Raw genomic sequence first — 18,735 nt, forward strand, 5'->3', positions numbered from 1 at the left:
TATAGCTATTTTTCTAGAGAAATATAGCTAGTTCGACGACATTTAAAGTTACACCATATGAAGGTACTGTAATAGTTTGTAACAATATGAATAGGGTTTTGGAAGAATTAAATAACGGGGGGAAACGATGAAAATATTTTTGTCTATCTTAGCATGTGTATGCTTAGTTATTATAATCTTGGCAACTGGTTTATGGGGATATTCTTCTTATAAAAATATCATAACTAAAGAGAAAGAAGTGCATAAAACAGAACATAAAGAATCAAAAAAGAAAACTACTAAAGAAAGTAATAAACAAACACCTGACGATACAATGCAAAATAATCAAAATACTGTTAATCAACCAGTAAGCCAACCTCAACAGCCTGTAACAAATACAGCGGATACTCAACCTAAAACAAAAAGAAAAATCGATGAAAAGGAAGAACATTCTGATGAAACGATGCCTGAAATAGAGGTTTACGACTATACGGATGATAACGGAGATGGTAAACCAGAAACAATTAATGGCAGTCCGGCTGGGGATGTTGGCCAAGGTGGTGTCCCAGGAGAAACCGTTCATTAGATGAAGAATTTAGATAATTCCAAGATTAAAAGTAAATCATTAAATATATCTATAAAATAGAATAATAACCCCTTCTATATTGGCTATTTGTTTAAATATAGAAGGGGTCTTAATTTTTATAAATGTTTATTGATCAGTCTCTTTTTCGTTTCTTACAGCGTCGTTTAATAGGTTATCCCAAAAGCCTTGGAATTGCTCGATTGAGATGCCGTTTTCATCTTTTTGCGTTCCGACAAAGTCGCCGTGGTCCCAATCGTGTTGGACAGGTGTGACCTGCCATATGCCTTTTTGAATTTGATCTGTAGCATCGACATATTTTTGATTAGATGGATGTTGTGCCGAAACTACTGATACTAGGCCGTCATTTTCTCGCCAAGCTTTATCATCTAATTTACCAATTACATTGGTTGTTGGTAAATATTTAATATTCATATGACTATTACGATGATGGATACCATTTTTATCTGGGTCAGATGATTCGCCAGTATATGTTTTATAAACTATATTCGGATTGAGTGACGTATGATTATTCAACTCTTGTGCACCTTCAGTTGTTAAATCATAGAATCCGTTATCTTTTGTCTTCCATAAGTTACTATTTTCAACGCGTTTTACATAGTCTATATAAGTTTCATCAGGTCTCTGTTTTAATCCCCATTGAGTTAAACCAAGATCAGCACGAGAGAATTTATTACCTTGTGATTTCGCAAAATCATAAACAGCTTGTCTCACAATTGCCTCATTACCTAGTAAATCAGAGGCGTGTGTGCCGTTATGAGGTGACGCTAATGTAGTAATAGAAGAAATCATGTTATCTTGTCCACCTTTATATAATGGTGAAATCTCACCACCATGTTGTTTTTGATATTCGATTTCTTCGGGATTTCCATTACGTAACATTTCTTCTAATAAACGAACAGTTTGTCCACCCATACTATGACCAATTAAATGGATTTTTTGGCCTGGTTTCCAATCTCTATAGGCACCTGCATAAGACTTGCCATAACGTTCATGACCATATTTAGCCGCATGTGCTGCACCATAATCCACAGTGCCACCTTTGATATAATAGTATAATTCAACTGCGCGATCATAGTTACTACCTAATGCACTTACACTAGCTTCACTCACGTTATAACCTTTTGCACGTGCTTCTTGTGTGATGTTAAGACGATCGCCACCCCAATAATTACTATCGCCTAAACCAGGTCCATTATCAGCTGTAAAGCCATTAAATCCATGTACAAGTATAATAGGGTCATGATTTTTATACTGTTGTTGAGGCGCTACCTTATTCGTCTGGTCTTTAGTAGGTTGAGTAGCCTGTGCTTTGGATTTGTTGTTATGTATGGCTACCGCATTTTTAGTTAATGTATTTAGACCATCTTTAGATTGATCATCGTCATTATCTGCAGGTGTGCTATCTTTTGTCGCTTTCTTATCAAGGTCATCTAAATTGATATGGCTTTCAGTGGATGTCGTTTGATCTTGTTTAGATGAATCTAGTGAATGAACTGGCACCTCTTGTGAAGCACTAGAATCTTTAGCCGTGATATGTTGTGTTGTAGATGGTTGTTGTTCTGATGATGACTTTGAAGGTGTTACATTGACATCTTTATGCGAGTCAGTCTGCGGGATCTCTTGTGTACCTTGTTTCTCTATAGATGAATCTTCTTGTGATACATGTTTATTTTTTTGAGCATTATCCTCAACAGGTTCTTTAGAAGACTGTTCTTGTTTATCTGCTTTAGATGTTATATCTGACTTTGATGGTACAAGTTTTGAATCTTCATTAGGCTTAGATGTTTTATCAATATCTTGCTTTGTATTGTTAGGTTCTTGTTTGGTTGGAGTTGATTTGTCATTTGAAGTTGATTTCTCATTTGAGTCGACTTCAGGAGATTGTTCTGAATTGTCTTGAGATGACGTTTGATCTGTTTCATTTGCCTTTGTAGTTTCATGTGAAACGTCATTATTTTTATGATTAATATTTTTAGAGTTTTCATTTGTTTGATTAGTTGATGTATCATGCATTTTGTCAGTATCTTGCGTTGACGTTTGTGTCGAATTAGACTTCGGACTTTCAACATTCGTATTATTTGTATCAGAATCTTTCGCTTTTGTTGGTTCTGAAGGTTGTTGTTGCGTTTGATCAGAGTTAGATGATTCAGTTGTTTCTTTAACATTTTGTACAGTAGTTTGATTTTGTGGTTCAGTTTCTGCTGCTTGTGCAGATTCTGCTCCAACAAATAACATAGATGCAACAATGATGGAAGATGCACCTACACTTAACTTACGAATACTATAAGAATTCTTTCTGTTTTTCATGTTATTAGCACCTCTATCTGTTAAATCTGGATTATGAGCAACATTTAAAATGAAATGCCGACAGATTAACAACGTATTTCAGAAAATCCGACGACACCCCCATCATAAATTAAGATTATGAACGTAATATAAATTTCTCTTTACAACTTCTTAAAGTTCCATCAAACAAAGGTACGTGTAAGCAACACTACACTTTACTTATTGTACAAGTTTTTGTACAATTTTATTAAAAGGAGGTACAGATTATGGCAATAGTATCGTACTCAATAGCTAGAAAAAATTTTAGAAGTTTAATAGATAAAGTAAACAATGATTCAGATGCAGTGACTATAACAACTAATGATAGTAATGCTGTATTGATTTCTGAGTCAGATTACAATGCGATGATGGAGACATTATACCTCCAACAATCCCCTGCTAATGCCCAACACTTGGCTAAATCTATAGAAGATGCTGAGCGTGGAAATACAATAGAGGTAGATTTAGAATTATATGAGTAGATTAAATATTTTATTTACACCTGATGCATTTGAAGATTATAAATATTGGCAAATTCATGATAAAAAATTATTAAAAAAGATTAACCATTTTATTAAATGTATAAATCGTAATGGCCCACTCCAAGGCGAAGGAAAACCTGAAGCTTTGAAAGGGAATTTTAAAGGATATTATAGTAGAAGAATCAATTTTGAACATAGGTTAGTTTATAAAGTATACGATTCATCCATCATTATTGTTTCTTGTAAATATCATTATTTTAAATAATTTACTATGGTCTCTATACAACAGATTGAGGTATTTGAGATCAAAACCACCTAAATATTAGGTGGTTTTTTAATGATTCAAAATATTTCCCATACGAATTACATATTTCCTCATAAACCATGTTATGATAAAATATTTTAAAGCGCTTACATTTTTCTAAAAATTAAAACGATTTGGTATTTAAGTATTTTGTAAACAAATGCAATATCGTCGTTTCATTATTTAAAGGGGGATGTTAATCATGCAAGGGGATAGTATGTGGTTAACGATAGTTGGTTTAGCAATTATTATTTCAATTGTAGGATTGCTAATTGCTAAGAAGATTAGTCCGGTTGTGGGTATGACATTGATTCCATGTATCGGTGCCTTAATTTTAGGTTATAGTGTTGCCGATTTGGTGAAGTTCTTTGATAAAGGGTTAGCGCAAGTGATGAACGTTGTCATTATGTTCATTTTTGCGATTATTTTCTTTGGTATTATGAACGATAGTGGTCTGTTTAAACCACTTGTGAAGCGGTTGTTACTAATGACACGTGGTAATGTAATTGTCGTTTGTATTATGACAGCATTACTTGGAACGATTGCACAACTCGATGGCGCAGGTGCGGTGACATTTTTATTATGTATTCCTGCCTTATTACCATTATATAAAGCATTAAATATGAGTCGCTATTTACTCATTTTATTATTAGCGCTCAGTGCAGCAGTGATGAATATGGTGCCTTGGGGTGGTCCAATGGCACGTGTCGCAACCGTTTTAAAAGCTAAAAGTGTCAATGAGTTATGGTATGGTTTAATACCCATTCAAATAATTGGTTTTATTCTTGTTATGTTACTTGCAGTGTATTTAGGTTTTAGAGAAAAGAAACGTATTCAAAAAGGGATCGCAAAGGGAGAAATTGAACAAACACAAGATATTGATATACATAAACTTGTTGCGCATTATGAACATGAACAAGATATTAAGTTCCCAGTAAGAGGCCGTGCTAGAGAACATGGGTCTATTAAGTGGATTAATACACTGTTAACTTTATTGGTTATGGTTGCAATGTTAACGAATATCGCACCGCCAGAATTCGCATTTATGATAGGTGTATCTATTGCTCTAATTATTAACTATAAGAGTGTAGACGAACAAATGGATCGCTTAAAAGCACATGCACCTAATGCGTTAATGATGGCTGTTGTCATTGTGGGTGCAGGGATGTTCTTAGGTATTCTCGATGAGACGGGTATGCTTAAAGCAATCTCTACAAGTTTCATTCATATTATTCCGCAACCAGTCGGACCGTATATTCACATTATTGTAGGTATCTTTGGTGTACCACTTGATTTATTAACAAGTACGGACGCCTATTATTTCGCATTGTTACCTATTGTTAAGCAAACAGCTGCTGAATTTGGTGTATCACAAGTCTCTACCGCTTACTCAATGGTGATTGGTAATATTATAGGTACCTTCGTAAGTCCATTTGCGCCAGCAGTATGGCTTGCACTTGGTTTAGCCGAAGCCAACATGGGCACATATATTAAATATGCCTTCTTCTGGGTATGGGGCTTTGCTATTGTATTGTTACTTATTGCAATGTTAGTAGGTACAGTAGCCTTTTAACTATAGGGATGTGTAAAGGCAGTCTAAAAAATAAGCGTAGTACAGAACATGATTGTTAAGTACTGCGCTTGATTTATATGGTCATTGATATATTATGAATAAAATGCGTCAAAGACTTGATCGATATCTTTAGCTGCATCTTTGATAATATCTTCTTTAGGTAAAATGGATGTACCTTGGGCACGAGCAATATAGAATTCATCAAAGCCCATAATTTCTTTGAACATTTCTCTTAAATAATGGTATGAAAATTCAAGTGGTGTATAACGATCTTCATTGGTATAAATACCACCACTAGCTTGTAAGAGTAATGCTTTATAATCATCTGTCATCAGACCAACTGAGCCATCGTCTGTATATTTAAATGTTTCTCTAGGAACCATAATATTATCGATATAATCTTTTAAGCGAGAAGTGATATTAAAGTTGTGTAATGGCGTCAAAATCACAATACGATGGTGTGCTTTAAATTGTTGTACTAAAAATGTAGATTTGTCAGCAACTTGTTGCTCTTCCTCAGATAATGGTGTACCCGCACCAAGTTTATTCCACACGTTTAACAATTGTTCGCTATCAAGGCGAGGTAATAAACCTTCATATAAGTTAAGTTCTGAAATCTCTCCATTAGGAAATGCTTCATTATATTTTTCTAAAAACATAGCTTTCATTTGAGCAGTATAGGTACTGTCATTATTAAAATCAGGGTGTGCGTTAATAAGTAACGTCTTCATAGTTAAATACTCCTTTGTATGTAATATGACAAGTATACACGGTTATCTGTTTAAAGACTATAATCGGCATTATTATTTTTGAAAGTAAATGTACATAAAAGAGGAGTGGATATCAAATAGAGCCACTCCGGAAACATTGTTATAGTGTTTATGGTTACCTAAATGGGAACAGGTGAATTTATAAGAAAATATCCAATTAATAATTGGGGATATCTCATCTTATAGTTTATTTATTAATAAGGCGTAGTTGCCAATTACCTATAATTTTAGCAAGCATTTTATTAGGAACAACATTTAAAAACTGTCTTTCTATTTTGTGTAATAGTGTTGGTATAATCACAAGTTCATTATTTTGCATTTTATAGAATGTATGGTTAGCAACGGTTTGTGGATTGCTTGCAAAGGCAGATGAAGATTTACCGGCATTAGCAGCCCAATTGGTATCTAAAGGCCCAGGGCATAAAACACTAACATTAACATTAGTATCTAATAATTCACCATACATAGTTTCGGTTAATTTCATCACATAAGCTCTACTTGGTCCGTAAACATTAAAATAAGGATCAGGTGTCATAGCCCCTAGAGATGCTACATTTAAAATTTTCCCACTGTTTCGTTCAACCATATCTTTTCCGAATAAACGTGATAATAATGTCACACTAGTAATATTTAATTTAAGGTTGGAAATTAATTGTTCTGTACCGATATCCACTAACTTACCACTTTTTCCATATCCCGCGTTATTAACTAATTGCTCAATTTCAATGCCTTTTTCGGATAATTTATCATATAAATGATAAATATCTTCAGTTTTAGATAAATCTGCAGGAATGACGATTACATTAATTTCATATTGTGCTTTTAGTTGATGAGCCAATTGGTTTAATTTATCTTCAGATCTTGCAACTAATACTAAATTAAAGTGATGTCGTGCAAATGTTTTACTAAATGCTTCACCTAAACCACTTGAAGCACCTGTTATTAATGCGTATTTACCTGCCCCGTCAATATGCTTATTTTTAAAATAAGTATTTAATTGATGTGCGCCAATACCTACTGATAATAATGTTGCTATTAATTTTTTATTATTCATATGAAGACCTCCTTTATTTTTGTTGGTCTATTTTTATTGTGTAATGTAATAAAAAGAAGAAAGAATAGTAAAACAATATACTAACAAGTGTTAGAAAATATAAGTTTTAAAGTTATCTCCCTTTATTTCTATAGACATAATATATCCATAGATAAAATAAGTCAAAATATTAGATTTAGTCATTGTATCCCATGTATATCGTTCAATTTCACACATTTCATTTCAACACACACAAATATTTTCAACAGTTAGGAATAATTTAGCGTCTTTTAAGTAAAATGGTTTGCTAAGCTAACTAAAAATGATACAGTTTTTCGTGGACAATTTTAAGAAAGGAGTAGGGTGTCGTGTCGAGTAGTGAAATGACAATAGCAAAACGAAATACGATTGTAGTAGTGATGTTAATCAGTGCATTCGTAGCTATGTTAAATCAAACCATTTTGAATACCGCATTACCAGCGATTATTTCCGGCTTAGGTATTCCTGAAACGACAGCACAATGGTTGATTACAGGATTTATGTTAGTTAACGGTGTTATGATTCCACTTACTGCATTTTTAATGGATAGATATTCCACACGAGGTTTATATATTTTCTCTATGGCTGCCTTTTTAATTGGATCTTTAGTAGCAGCACTTTCCCCAAACTTTAGTATTTTAATGGTGGCTCGTGTGATTCAAGCCATAGGCGCAGGTATTTTATTACCACTCATGCAATTTACCGTGTTCACCTTATTCCCAGTAGAAAAACGTGGATTTGCGATGGGACTAACAGGTATAGTCGCACAATCTGCACCAGCGATTGGACCAACGTTAACGGGCTTACTCATTGATGCGTTTAGTTGGAGAATGCCGTTTTACGTCGTCGCAACGATTGCTATTATCGCCTTCGTGATTGGTTACTTCTTCGTTGAAAATCATAGTTCTCCAAAAGATACTGCGTTAGACAAGATTTCTGTTGTATATTCTACCTTTGGTTTCGGCCTCATTTTATTCGCGTTTAGTAGTATCAGTACGTTAGGTATCACGTCACCAGCAGTGATTATTACATTTATTTTAGGTGTGATCGTGATTGCCATTTTTACAGTCCGTCAGTTAAACATTGACCATCCATTGTTAAATTTGCGTGTCTTTAGAAGTAAGACATTTACCTTATCAGCAGTAGCATCTATGTTGTTATTTATTGGTATCGTTGGTCCGGCATTATTAATTCCTATGTACGTACAAACAGGTTTAGGACTATCAGCGGTACTGTCAGGTCTTGTGATTTTACCTGGTGCCGTGTTTAATGCATTTATTTCTGTTTATACAGGAAAGGTGTTTGACCGTTTTGGATTACGTGTCCTAGTGATACCTGGCTTTACACTGTTGATTATTATGACGATTCTTCATACATTTTTATCAACAGATACGCCATTTTGGTATGTAGTCGTTATTTATGCGATTCGTATGTTCTCAGTCGGTTTATTAATCATGCCATTGAATACTGCAGGACTGAATGCGTTACAATCGGAAGAAATTTCTCATGGTACAGCAATTATGAATTCATTACGTATTATCGCTGGGGCAATGGGTACCGCAGTGAGTATTACGATTCTTTCCATTGTATCTAAAAATGATTTAGCGGGTAGTCATACCGGTCAGTCTAAAACTGAAATGATGCGTGCAGCTACTGTACATGGTGTAGATGCAGCATTTATATTTACAACCATCTTGATTGTGATTGCATTTATTCTATGTTTATTCATCAAAGATAAAACAAAAACTTCTAGAAAATAAAAAATCATAAAGGAGTATTTGACATGAGTGTATTTACAAAAGAGGACCATTTACAAATTTTAAAAGATATCGTAGAAATCAAAACAGTGAACGATAATGAAATAGAAGTAGCAAGATATTTAAAAGATTTATTAGAAAAACATGGCATCAAAGCAGATATAGATGAAATTAAAGGTCACGACAATCGTGCTAACTTAATTGCTTCAATTGGTGAAGGCCATCCAGTCGTGGCGATCTCAGGACACATGGATGTGGTATCAGAAGGCGATCCTAATAATTGGCAATTCCCACCATTTGAATTAACAGAACAAGATGGCTTTTTATATGGACGTGGCACATCAGATATGAAAGCAGGCTTAGCTGCACTAGTCATTGCGATGATTGAAATTGGTCAAAGTGGCGCGTTAAAACAAGGTACTATCAAGTTAATGGCGACAGCTGGAGAAGAAATGCAACAACTTGGTTCAGAACAATTATATAAAGAAAGCTATATGGATGATGTCGATGCATTAGTTATTGCTGAACCATCCGAATCAGGTATTGTCTATGCGCATAAAGGTTCTATGGATTATCAAATTGTATCTCGCGGACAAGCAGCACACAGTTCTATGCCAGTGGTTGGACAAAATGCGATTAAGCCATTACTAGATTTTGTGCGAAATATTGATGAGGAATACGAAGACATTAGAAAAGAATTACAGTGTGAACAATTTGATTTCAAACATGTGATTGAGAGAATAAAAGGACGTGTGGGCGACAAAGTTGAGGAAGAAGAAATCGAACGCGTCATTAATGGATTGGTTATTAACCATACAATTATTCAAGGTGGTAACCAAGTCAATTCTGTACCTGATATGGCAACAACAGACTATAACATTCGTACAGTTCCAGAGTTTAATAATGATCAAGTAAAAGCTTTATTTAAAAAGCATATTGAACAGATCAATAACGAAGGTGGTCAACTAGAAGAAGACATGTACCTAGACTTAGATCCAGTACTTACAACAGGAGAAAATCGTTTAATCGCGCTAGGTCAACAAGTTGCAGCTCATATTTTCAAGAGAGATGTCGTTGCAACACCTACAGTTGGTGTGACAGACGCATCTAATTTACTACGTGATAAAGATGAGCATTTCTCATTCTTAATGTTTGGTCCAGGTACCGTCCCACATCAAGTCAATGAACATGTAAATAAAGAAACATATCATCAATTCGTTGATTATTATATTGAATTATTAACATCATATTTAAATGAAGCTTAAATAAGAATGTAGAGGAGTAGCTAGTGATTGCGTGAGGGACGTATGATCAGAGGCTACTCCTTTTATATTATGATAATAAGAGTGGCGTAGAAAATAGGATGAGTAAGATGGTATTTAAAACACCTAATAAAATGGTGACTAATTTTTGATTACATTTTGAAAGTAAGGTTAATTGGATAATTATAGTAATGAAAATAAGAATAGCGCCTGGCCAATACCAGAACGAGAATGTAGAATTGTTAAATAAGTTCGTGAAAAAGGTCGTATAAACGATAAATAAGTTCAATACTGTTAAAATAATTGAAGTGATATAGAGTAAGCGGGTGTTGGTCATGATGTTTATCCTTTCTAATCATGTAGTTATATTCATATCATATTATATATGGTTAACACTCAAATTTCAAATAAATTTAATTATTAAATTATATAAAATAAAGGACGCTATGGTTATAGGGAAATCAGGAGCTTTTCAAAAGGGAGAGAGATGAATGAATGAACGAAATGAAGTTATTATCAAGTTGCTAAATAGAGCAGATATTAAACCAGGCATGCGCATATTAGATATCGGATGTGCGACTGGGGAAGTCACTCAATTAGCAGCTGAACGCATTGGATCACAAGGTGAAGTGATTGGTATTGATATGAATCAAACACTATTGGAAAAAGCAGTTGAAAATAATCAATATGATCATGTGTCTTATCAACAACATGATATTTATCAATTACCAGAATCATTAGGCCAATTTGATGTCATTATTGGGAGAAGAGTGCTCATGTATTTACCAGACGTGGTACGAGCGTTACGTATTTTAAAGGACTTTTTAAAACCAGAAGGTATATTTTGCTTTCAGGAAAGTGATGCTATCAATGGCGGTACGGGTGCAGATGAACTACCACTACATCAAACAGCGATACAGTGGATATGGCAAACTGTAGCGCAAGAAGATGGCGATATTCATATCGGTCAAAAACTATACAATTTGTTGAACGAAATAGGTATGAAAGACATTGATTACTTTGCGGAAGCGGTCATTCATACATCCGACAACAATGATTTAGAATGGCTTGTAGGTATTATGCTACCAAGAATGAAGGCACATCATATTGTGGACGAGACCTTCTCAATAGAAACGTTCAAAGAAAAATTAAAAGCAGAGGCACAACACAATCATAGTGCCTTCATAAGAGATATGGCATTCGGAATAATAGGGAAAATGAAGTGATAAAGAAGGGAGAGGAACAGAAATAATAAAGAACCACTAATCATTTATTATGTAGTGGTTCTTACGCATTAGCCATAGCTAATGTGTACTTTAAAATGGGAATACATGAGTGAAACTCATGCATAAGAAATACTAATTTCTAAAGAAAAAGTATTTCTTTATCGTTGTCCCACCCCGGCAAGGTTGACTAGAAATGAAAAAGCTTGGTACATTAGACCGTCTTTGTAATTCATTACTTAGACGGTTTTATGCATGAACTTTTAAGTTCATGTATACCTCTTAAACTTAATCTGAACACATGAGTTAATACTCATGTGTAAGTCATTCTAATTTCTTTACGGAAAAGAATGACTTTTCAGTCAACTACTGCCTAAACATAAATGTAACTTGAAGTATATATTTATGTCCTAGTTTCCTTTTTATATATGGGAGGTATAATATTAACTAGCTCTAAGATGTTTATGATACGTTGGCTTTAGTGACATATCCGTTTTCAATTGCAAACGCAATATGACCTTTGCCTACTTGATAACTATAAATGCCATCGCCTTTCTTTTTAGCAGGTCCTGTTAATGGATTTTGATAATCATAGTTATTACCATATTTTTGTTTCACTTGTTTTAAGCTAATTGAGTTTGGTTTTACTTTAATATCTACATTGCTTGCTTTGTGATTTTTATACTGTTGGAATGTTTGATCATAAATGACTTTAGAGTTGGTAGGTGCTTGATATTTACCGCTAACTTTAACACCGTTGAACTCTAAATTATCCGCTTTTAAACCATTATAGAATGATTGGCTTAATAGAAAGTTACCTCCTGAAGCAGTGTAACCGTTATATTTATACCAATACTGTGATGACGCTGCGTGTGCTTGGTGAGTTGATACATTATCTGTAGAAACGCTTACTCCTAGTGCTGTGCCTAATACAATGCTTCCCGCAACAAAAGTTTTAGTTAATTTCTTCATAAAGCATCACTCCTGTGTAATTTTTTTGGTAGTGAAAACGCTACCAACTTTAAAGTACAACAAATTTATAAAAGATTCAAATTTAAAGTATAAAATGATTGTCGATTTTAGCAGTATAACTATTAATTTTAAAAATACATTTTTGCATATACGGTATAAATATAAATAATTTCTGTTTGTCGGCCATATTTTTATAAAAATATAGTATAATTGCCTCGTATAAAGAATTATTAATAATATATATTTGAGAATTTTTGAAAAACATTAAACAAAGGGGATTTATCATTGAAGAAATTTTTATTTTTAAGTGGAACAGCTTTATTACTTTTGTCAGCGTGTAACAATGGCGATTCATCTAGTGATTCAAAAGGAGCATCGAAAGTAGAAGATACACAAAAGAGTGAAGACAGTAAAAAAGGGAACGATTCTAAGTCATCATCAAGTAAAGAAAGTTCAAGTCACTCAAGCAATTCTAAACAATCATCTGATAATGATATTGCGAACCTATCTGAAAAGGAAAGAATAGCGTTAATCTTTTTATCTAATGAATCAGGAGAGTACACTTATACTAAAAATGATATATTAACAGGTAGATATACTGAAAATAATTCACAAGGAAAAGAAACAAAAACTTTGACTGAATTAAAAATAAGTAAAGATGGTCAACAAATTCCGGGAGCACCTGAAGGAATGAAATTTTATAATGTTACACCATCAAAGGTTATGGCCGCTACAATTATTGGTATTAGTGATGACAAGATATATATCGGTGTTACTCAAAGTCAAATTCCTTCATATAAAGATGCATTAAAAACTGGGGAAGAACACGATACGAAAGATGTTTATAATAAATACAAAAGCGATAGTGCTTTAAAAACAATAGCTGATAAAATTAGCTTATACGATAAGATGCCTACTCCATCTGACGACGAAACTGATGATGATTCAAGTTCAGACGACAATAGTTCATCTGATAGTAGTTCAGATTCTGAAGAAGTGACACGTGATAATGTCATCGATAAAGTAGAATCTTACGAAGGTGAAAAGTTAGATACAGATACGTATACATTTAAAGAACCTGAAAAAACAAGTGATGGTAAATGGGGATTCTCATATGACGATAAAGACGGTAATTTAGCCGGCTCATATACTGTTGATACAGATGATGGTTATGTGACTAAATATGACGAAAACGGGGACAAAATCGGTTCAGGATATTAGGACTCGAATTAAATTAGAAAAGTTCGCTAAATATGTAAAACTATATGTATGTCTTGATTATTAATAAGATATAAAAAACAACTCCCAATCGCGATAACAATCGCATGATTGGGAGTTATTTATGTGTTATGAGTGTTTAGTATGCTTCTGCCAAGGCATTGGTATGTGTAAGTGCATTAAATCGAATTTTTTAATCAGTGTACCAATAATAAAGGCGAGTACTAAACTTGTAATGGCTACGGCAATAATTGTAATCGCTGATGAAACTGGATTGTTAAAGCCAAATAAGACAATCGCACCTGCAATAGGTGTTGCCATACCTGTGACACCAATTTTCAGTCCACTAAATGCAATGATACAAGCATTGACCATACCAATAAGGGCGTTTGTACCGTATAAAACGGGCGCATATCTTACGATTAAATCAATTTGTGTCAGTGGCTCAATAAAGACCGCAAATCGATTTGGTTTTTCGCCAATTTTTAAAATGTTGAATAATGTGAAGTTTACAAATGATGCCCCTGTACAAGTAATAGCACCAATGGCCATTGGAAGTCCTGTAAGGCCTAAGATACTTGCAAGCACCATTGAACTTAATGGCGTCATACTTGTAACTGGAATAATTAAGCCTAAGATGATCGCAAGCGCATAGGGACTACTGTCGCCGACTGAGTTCACAGCACCTGCAATTTGATTTAATACGGCTGTAACACCTGGATTAATCAATGATGCAAGTCCATAAACTAACGCAGGTGCAATAAGTATCACTGCGATTAAGTCTAAACCTTCAGGTACTTTCTTCTGAATCAATTTAATAATAAATGCAACTATATATGAAGCGATAAACGCTGGTAATAAGCTGAAATCTTTTAATACAAGACCGACGATAATAGCGAAGACAGGTGATACACCCAAATTGATGCATGCGAGTATACCTACCGCAATACCACCTAGACTACCTGCAAGGTCCCCGATGTCTTGTAAGAATTTAATATGTAAGATACCACCGATCGCATAACTTAAGAATGCTTGGGGTAGGAATGTGGCACAAGCAGCACCAGATAAAGCTTGTAAGCCTTCCTTACCGTATGGTGCGAATTTAAGGAACAATGTCATAATGACCAACACGATAACGAGTGTTCCGACGCCTAATATAATATTCATGTCATTAAACCCCTTTAGTAGAAATAAGAATTGTTCTATAAAAAATCATTTGACAATTGTAACATAATGTTCAAAAAATTAAATCGTCCACAAAACATTGTTAATCAATATTTAATTTTTTTGAAAATTCAAATGAAATGGTTGTTATCTTCTTTTATAGTCGTATCGAGAGAATGAAAATGAAACAATATACTTCAATATTCAAAATAATATTTTTAACAATATAGACAAAAAAGATGGCAATTTACATGAATAAAATGATGATTTGGGGTATATAATATACACATAAAGAGGGGGAGATTGTCATGACATTTTATAAATTAGAGTATCAACACAATAAAGATATTGTTGATGATAATGTGTTGACGGTATTTGTTATTGCAAAAAACAAAGGGGAAGTAGAAGAATTTGCTAAAAAATTAGGCTATGCAGTAGAAAAAATTACGAAATTAACGCAACAAGAATTTGATCACGAAAAAGAAACCACAGAACATTATAGATTAGAACATGCAGATCAGTATTTATAATGTTTAATTACGAATTCGAAAAGGCTACATATTACATTTAAAGTGTGATTTGTAGCTGTTTTTTTATAATGAGAGAAATAGAGTTAATCTAAGAAATTTAATTTAATAAAGGGGTGATCAGTATGTATATTGGAAAGCATTCACAGATCGATGATTATGAAGAAATTAAACAATTTATACAACATAACAATTTTGCGACAGTTGTAACGAATAACGGTACAAAGCCCATCGCTTCACATATACCAGTGATGATTTCAGAACAAGATAATCATTTAGTGATTACGGGACATTTAGCCAAAAACAACAATTTAATACAAACAATTGAACATAATCCCCATGTATTAATTATCTTTCAAGGACCAGACGCCTATATTTCCTCTACTTGGTACGAAGCAGAAGATGTACCGACATGGGATTATCAAAGTGTTCATGTATATGGTGATGGGAGATTATTGAATCATGAGGAACTAGTCTCTGACTTGAAGCAATTATTAAATCACTATGAAGGCCATAAAGAAGAAGGTGCAACTTGGAATCATTTATCAGAAGGTACTAAGAAACAAATCAAAGGGATTGTAGGATTTCAGGTTAAAGTGAATGACATAGAAGCAGCATACAAACTTAGTCAAAATAGAAGTGCGCAGGAGAAAGTGAACATTGCCAAGCAATTAAAGGCGTCGGGCAATCAAAAGGCAAGTAAATTAGCTGAAGAAATAGAGAAGTATTGAGGCATCATTTTATAAACCCCATGAATAATATGACACTTGAGAGGACTAGATAGCAATGAGAGAAATAGAAAAATTAGATAAAGGTATGCCATATCATTTTGATGATAAAGAAGTGGCGGAACGTAAAGCTAGAGCAGCGCAATTATGCCAAGAATTTAATGCCATTCCTGCTACAAAACCGGCACAACAAGAAAGTAAAATTCGCCAAATATTAGGTTCAGCTGGTGAAAACATTTCATTCCAAGCGACTTTCAATTGTGATAATGGGAAAAATATACATGTCGGACATGACGTGTTAACAAACTATAACCTTACCATTCTAGATATAGCGCCAGTGAACATTGGTAACCATGTGATGATAGGTCCTAATGTTGATATTTATACAGTTAACCATCCATTAAGCGCAAAAGGAAGACGAGAGTATTTAGCTCAAGCAAGTCCAGTGAATATAGGCGACGATGTTTGGATAGGTGGAAAAGTCACGATTACTCCCGGAGTAACTATTGGGAATAATGTAGTGATCGCTTCAGGTGCCGTAGTAACAAAGGATATACCAGATAATACTCTTGCAGCAGGTGTACCAGCTACAGTCATTAAAGAATTAGAAGTTGAATAGAGGGAGGTCTAAGGTAAGTCTTATTAATAATTGAGTGTAGATCATAAAATAAGAAAGCGTACCTAGTGCAATAAAATGTGACTAAGTACGCTTCAATATTTAGATAGCAGCTAATTTAAGAAATGATTTAATACTATATATCAAATTTCACTTCAGACATAGCTTTAATACGTTCAGGGTCTTTATGGTCGAAAAATTGACTTTCGTTTGTATCAAGTTCATTAATTTTTGCAATATCTTCATCACTTAATTCGAAGTCAAAGACATCTATATTTTGTTGAATTCGATCTTCGTTGACTGATTTAGCTAATACAGTGATACCTCGTTGCATTAACCAACGAACAACAACTTGTGCTACAGATTTATTATATTTATGACCTATTGATGCTAAAGTTTCATTGTGGAATAAATCGTTTTTACCTTCTGCAAAAGGGGCCCATGCTTCAACATGAACGTCTTGAGAACGATTGAAATACTCATTATCATGTTGTTGATGGAAAGCATTCACTTCAATTTGATTGACCATAGGTTTAATTTCATTGAAAGCAATTAAGTCTGCTAAACGATCAGGTGAGAAATTAGATACACCAATGGCTTTGACCTTACCTTCTTTGTATAATTCTTCCATTGCACGCCAACTACCATGTACATCACCATAAGGTTGATGAATTAAATATAAATCAATGTACTCTAAACCTAATCTATCTAAAGATTTTTGGAATGCTTTTTTAGTATTTTCATAACCTACATCTTGTACCCATAATTTTGTCGTAACAAATAAATCTTCTCGATTAACATTTGAGGATTGGATGGCTTGACCCACTTCTTTTTCATTTTGATAAGCAGCAGCAGTATCGATGAGCGTATAGCCATGACGAATCGCTGATTTTACACTTTCAATAGCTTCTGTAGAATTTGTAATTTGGTAAACGCCAAATCCGATTAATGGCATTTTTAATCCGTTATTTAAAGTTGTATATTTCATATTTACGCCTTCTTTCTATTTAGTAAAAGCTTGGTTTATTAAAGTTAGTGTTGGGTTCGTTGACACCAATACTTTCATGTGAATATGATTCAGGTTGATTAATTATGTCTGAGATCAGTTGTGCGACAGCCTGTCTAGTTACTTGTGTACCTGTGAATGGTTCGTTTTTATGTGTGATTTCATATGCTTTGCCTTCTTGATTGTATAACCAAGTTAATCTTAGGACAGTGTAATCCAAACCAGAGCGGAAGATGGTATTTGCGGCATCGACCCGTAGTTTTAACCCACTACCCACCATATTTAAATTCCATTGTTTAAATGGTCCAACGACTTCATCATGAATATCTAAAACACTTGCAGCTATCAATCGTTGTACACCGGTGTTTGTCATTGCTTCAATAATAGGTTCAGCTTGGCTTGTATCAGAAAGTGTATTGGTATAGACAATATCTATATTTTTTAGTGCTTCTTTTAAAGTAGATACATCTTTCAAATCGCCATTCATTAATGTGACTTGTTGATCATGACTATATGTGCTTAATCTTTTTTCTGCTTCTCGTGCAAACAACACAACATGGTGTTCTTGGTCAATAAGTTTTGGAATAAGATAATGTGGAATTTGTCCGGCAGCACCGATTATTAATATATTACTCATTTAAAATTACTCCTTTGTTTTTGGTTGAAGTACTTGATCATAGTGATTAATTTTGTGAGTAAGTAATTCAATCGTTTCTTGAATTTCATTTTGCTTAATTATTAATTCATCTAATTGTGATTTTAAAATTTTTACCCGTCTATTTATGGTCGTATCGCCTTCTTGAGATAATTTCACATATTCAACAAGAGAATTCATAGACAAACCGGCTTGTCGCATGCACTTTGCAACATAAATCCACTGTAAATCAAGTTCTGTATAATCACGTTGTCCGTGGGCATTCCGTTTGATATTAGGAATAGCCCCCATTTTTTCATAATACCTTAGCGTGTCTATACTAAGTCCAGATGATTGACTTGCCTCAGAAATATTAATCGTCTTCACCACCTTCTCAACATCATAGTTATAAAATACTACCTGGAGTAAACTTCATGTCAAATTTTTAATTTTAAAATGTTAAAAGATATGCTATGTTTTAAAAAATAAATTATACAATGATGTATATAATTAAGA

Annotated in this window: 19 protein-coding genes; 11 read left to right on the forward strand and 8 right to left on the reverse strand. The window is 33.8% G+C overall.

Annotated elements, in window-relative coordinates:
• Window positions 1-127 precede the first annotated feature (127 nt).
• Entirely contained in the window at window positions 128-565 is a 438-nt protein-coding gene (locus tag LPC11_RS00220) for a hypothetical protein (RefSeq protein WP_023374426.1), read from the forward strand.
• A 126-nt stretch (window positions 566-691) separates the two neighbouring features.
• Here LPC11_RS00220 and lip read toward each other — a convergent pair whose 3' ends face one another.
• Window positions 692-2,893, reverse strand: a complete 2,202-nt coding sequence (gene lip / locus LPC11_RS00225) for a YSIRK-targeted triacylglycerol lipase (RefSeq protein ID WP_023374425.1) — start codon at window positions 2,891-2,893, stop codon at window positions 692-694.
• Between the two features lie 245 nt (window positions 2,894-3,138).
• Between lip and LPC11_RS00230 the strand changes: the two genes are divergently transcribed.
• From LPC11_RS00230 to LPC11_RS00240, 3 genes are all read left to right on the forward strand, one after another.
• Complete coding sequence (locus tag LPC11_RS00230; protein ID WP_023374424.1) at window positions 3,139-3,393, forward strand: type II toxin-antitoxin system Phd/YefM family antitoxin; 255 nt, start codon at window positions 3,139-3,141, stop codon at window positions 3,391-3,393.
• Window positions 3,386-3,658: a Txe/YoeB family addiction module toxin gene (locus tag LPC11_RS00235; protein WP_023374423.1), complete on the forward strand. Its 273-nt coding sequence runs from the start codon at window positions 3,386-3,388 to the stop codon at window positions 3,656-3,658. Before LPC11_RS00230 ends, LPC11_RS00235 begins: the two co-directional genes overlap by 8 nt.
• Before the next feature lie 241 nt (window positions 3,659-3,899).
• Window positions 3,900-5,270, forward strand: coding sequence for a CitMHS family transporter (locus LPC11_RS00240; RefSeq protein ID WP_023374422.1), 1,371 nt, complete (start codon window positions 3,900-3,902; stop codon window positions 5,268-5,270).
• Window positions 5,271-5,362: 92 nt separating this feature from the next.
• Here the strand turns inward: LPC11_RS00240 and LPC11_RS00245 are convergent, their stop codons facing one another.
• The gene (locus LPC11_RS00245; RefSeq protein ID WP_023374421.1) at window positions 5,363-6,001 is read right to left on the reverse strand and encodes an FMN-dependent NADH-azoreductase; all 639 of its coding nucleotides are present in this window, start codon (window positions 5,999-6,001) and stop codon (window positions 5,363-5,365) included.
• A 226-nt stretch (window positions 6,002-6,227) separates the two neighbouring features.
• Window positions 6,228-7,094: an SDR family NAD(P)-dependent oxidoreductase gene (locus LPC11_RS00250; protein ID WP_023374420.1), complete on the reverse strand. Its 867-nt coding sequence runs from the start codon at window positions 7,092-7,094 to the stop codon at window positions 6,228-6,230.
• Window positions 7,095-7,441: 347 nt separating this feature from the next.
• Between LPC11_RS00250 and LPC11_RS00255 the strand changes: the two genes are divergently transcribed.
• From LPC11_RS00255 to LPC11_RS00265, 3 genes are all read left to right on the forward strand, one after another.
• On the forward strand, window positions 7,442-8,872 hold the full coding sequence (locus tag LPC11_RS00255) for an MDR family MFS transporter (RefSeq protein ID WP_041613797.1): 1,431 nt from the start codon (window positions 7,442-7,444) through the stop codon (window positions 8,870-8,872).
• Between the two features lie 23 nt (window positions 8,873-8,895).
• Complete coding sequence (locus LPC11_RS00260) at window positions 8,896-10,134, forward strand: ArgE/DapE family deacylase (protein WP_104681494.1); 1,239 nt, start codon at window positions 8,896-8,898, stop codon at window positions 10,132-10,134.
• A gap of 488 nt (window positions 10,135-10,622) precedes the next feature.
• Window positions 10,623-11,357, forward strand: a complete 735-nt coding sequence (locus LPC11_RS00265) for a class I SAM-dependent methyltransferase (protein ID WP_023374416.1) — start codon at window positions 10,623-10,625, stop codon at window positions 11,355-11,357.
• Between the two features lie 459 nt (window positions 11,358-11,816).
• On the opposite strand, the gene isaB is transcribed toward LPC11_RS00265, so the two are convergent.
• Window positions 11,817-12,326 (reverse strand): immunodominant staphylococcal antigen IsaB family protein, encoded by a 510-nt coding sequence (gene isaB / locus LPC11_RS00270; protein WP_023374415.1) that lies wholly within the window; start codon window positions 12,324-12,326, stop codon window positions 11,817-11,819.
• A 285-nt stretch (window positions 12,327-12,611) separates the two neighbouring features.
• Here isaB and LPC11_RS00275 point away from each other — a divergent pair, with 285 nt between their 5' ends.
• Window positions 12,612-13,547 carry a hypothetical protein gene (locus LPC11_RS00275; protein WP_023374414.1) on the forward strand — a complete coding sequence of 312 codons (936 nt, stop codon included), beginning with the start codon at window positions 12,612-12,614 and terminating at the stop codon, window positions 13,545-13,547.
• Window positions 13,548-13,673: 126 nt separating this feature from the next.
• Here LPC11_RS00275 and LPC11_RS00280 read toward each other — a convergent pair whose 3' ends face one another.
• Window positions 13,674-14,711, reverse strand: coding sequence for a PTS sugar transporter subunit IIC (locus LPC11_RS00280; RefSeq protein ID WP_002450215.1), 1,038 nt, complete (start codon window positions 14,709-14,711; stop codon window positions 13,674-13,676).
• Between the two features lie 305 nt (window positions 14,712-15,016).
• On the opposite strand from LPC11_RS00280, the gene LPC11_RS00285 reads away from it, so the two are divergent.
• The 3 genes from LPC11_RS00285 to LPC11_RS00295 all read left to right on the forward strand — a co-directional run bounded on the left by LPC11_RS00285 (window position 15,017) and on the right by LPC11_RS00295 (window position 16,582).
• The gene (locus tag LPC11_RS00285; protein WP_023374412.1) at window positions 15,017-15,238 is read left to right on the forward strand and encodes a hypothetical protein; all 222 of its coding nucleotides are present in this window, start codon (window positions 15,017-15,019) and stop codon (window positions 15,236-15,238) included.
• Between the two features lie 122 nt (window positions 15,239-15,360).
• Window positions 15,361-15,966, forward strand: a complete 606-nt coding sequence (locus tag LPC11_RS00290; RefSeq protein ID WP_023374411.1) for an FMN-binding negative transcriptional regulator — start codon at window positions 15,361-15,363, stop codon at window positions 15,964-15,966.
• Between the two features lie 55 nt (window positions 15,967-16,021).
• Window positions 16,022-16,582: a sugar O-acetyltransferase gene (locus tag LPC11_RS00295; protein WP_107566273.1), complete on the forward strand. Its 561-nt coding sequence runs from the start codon at window positions 16,022-16,024 to the stop codon at window positions 16,580-16,582.
• 133 nt (window positions 16,583-16,715) lie between these two features.
• Here LPC11_RS00295 and LPC11_RS00300 read toward each other — a convergent pair whose 3' ends face one another.
• From LPC11_RS00300 to LPC11_RS00310, 3 genes are read right to left on the reverse strand one after another with little or no spacing between them, the layout of a single operon-like run.
• The gene (locus tag LPC11_RS00300; protein ID WP_023374409.1) at window positions 16,716-17,567 is read right to left on the reverse strand and encodes an aldo/keto reductase; all 852 of its coding nucleotides are present in this window, start codon (window positions 17,565-17,567) and stop codon (window positions 16,716-16,718) included.
• 19 nt (window positions 17,568-17,586) lie between these two features.
• Window positions 17,587-18,222 carry an NAD(P)H-binding protein gene (locus LPC11_RS00305; RefSeq protein WP_023374408.1) on the reverse strand — a complete coding sequence of 212 codons (636 nt, stop codon included), beginning with the start codon at window positions 18,220-18,222 and terminating at the stop codon, window positions 17,587-17,589.
• A gap of 6 nt (window positions 18,223-18,228) precedes the next feature.
• Window positions 18,229-18,609 (reverse strand): MerR family transcriptional regulator, encoded by a 381-nt coding sequence (locus LPC11_RS00310; RefSeq protein WP_226956353.1) that lies wholly within the window; start codon window positions 18,607-18,609, stop codon window positions 18,229-18,231.
• Window positions 18,610-18,735: the final 126 nt, after the last annotated feature.

This window comes from Staphylococcus sp. HL28 (assembly GCF_021117155.1).
Taxonomy (GTDB): domain Bacteria; phylum Bacillota; class Bacilli; order Staphylococcales; family Staphylococcaceae; genus Staphylococcus; species Staphylococcus warneri.

Bases quoted from the DNA above. Each gene is read 5' to 3' on its own strand.
- LPC11_RS00230 (WP_023374424.1), top strand. From the start codon at position 3,139: ATGGCAATAGTATCGTACTCAATAGCTAGAAAAAATTTTAGAAGTTTA.
- LPC11_RS00235 (WP_023374423.1), top strand. From the start codon at position 3,386: ATGAGTAGATTAAATATTTTATTTACACCTGATGCATTTGAAGATTAT.
- LPC11_RS00290 (WP_023374411.1), top strand. From the start codon at position 15,361: ATGTATATTGGAAAGCATTCACAGATCGATGATTATGAAGAAATTAAA.
- LPC11_RS00250 (WP_023374420.1), bottom strand. From the start codon at position 7,094: ATGAATAATAAAAAATTAATAGCAACATTATTATCAGTAGGTATTGGC.
- LPC11_RS00305 (WP_023374408.1), bottom strand. From the start codon at position 18,222: ATGAGTAATATATTAATAATCGGTGCTGCCGGACAAATTCCACATTAT.
- LPC11_RS00240 (WP_023374422.1), top strand. From the start codon at position 3,900: ATGCAAGGGGATAGTATGTGGTTAACGATAGTTGGTTTAGCAATTATT.
- lip (WP_023374425.1), bottom strand. From the start codon at position 2,893: ATGAAAAACAGAAAGAATTCTTATAGTATTCGTAAGTTAAGTGTAGGT.
- LPC11_RS00260 (WP_104681494.1), top strand. From the start codon at position 8,896: ATGAGTGTATTTACAAAAGAGGACCATTTACAAATTTTAAAAGATATC.
- LPC11_RS00245 (WP_023374421.1), bottom strand. From the start codon at position 6,001: ATGAAGACGTTACTTATTAACGCACACCCTGATTTTAATAATGACAGT.
- LPC11_RS00300 (WP_023374409.1), bottom strand. From the start codon at position 17,567: ATGAAATATACAACTTTAAATAACGGATTAAAAATGCCATTAATCGGA.
- LPC11_RS00220 (WP_023374426.1), top strand. From the start codon at position 128: ATGAAAATATTTTTGTCTATCTTAGCATGTGTATGCTTAGTTATTATA.
- isaB (WP_023374415.1), bottom strand. From the start codon at position 12,326: ATGAAGAAATTAACTAAAACTTTTGTTGCGGGAAGCATTGTATTAGGC.
- LPC11_RS00280 (WP_002450215.1), bottom strand. From the start codon at position 14,711: ATGAATATTATATTAGGCGTCGGAACACTCGTTATCGTGTTGGTCATT.
- LPC11_RS00285 (WP_023374412.1), top strand. From the start codon at position 15,017: ATGACATTTTATAAATTAGAGTATCAACACAATAAAGATATTGTTGAT.
- LPC11_RS00295 (WP_107566273.1), top strand. From the start codon at position 16,022: ATGAGAGAAATAGAAAAATTAGATAAAGGTATGCCATATCATTTTGAT.
- LPC11_RS00265 (WP_023374416.1), top strand. From the start codon at position 10,623: ATGAATGAACGAAATGAAGTTATTATCAAGTTGCTAAATAGAGCAGAT.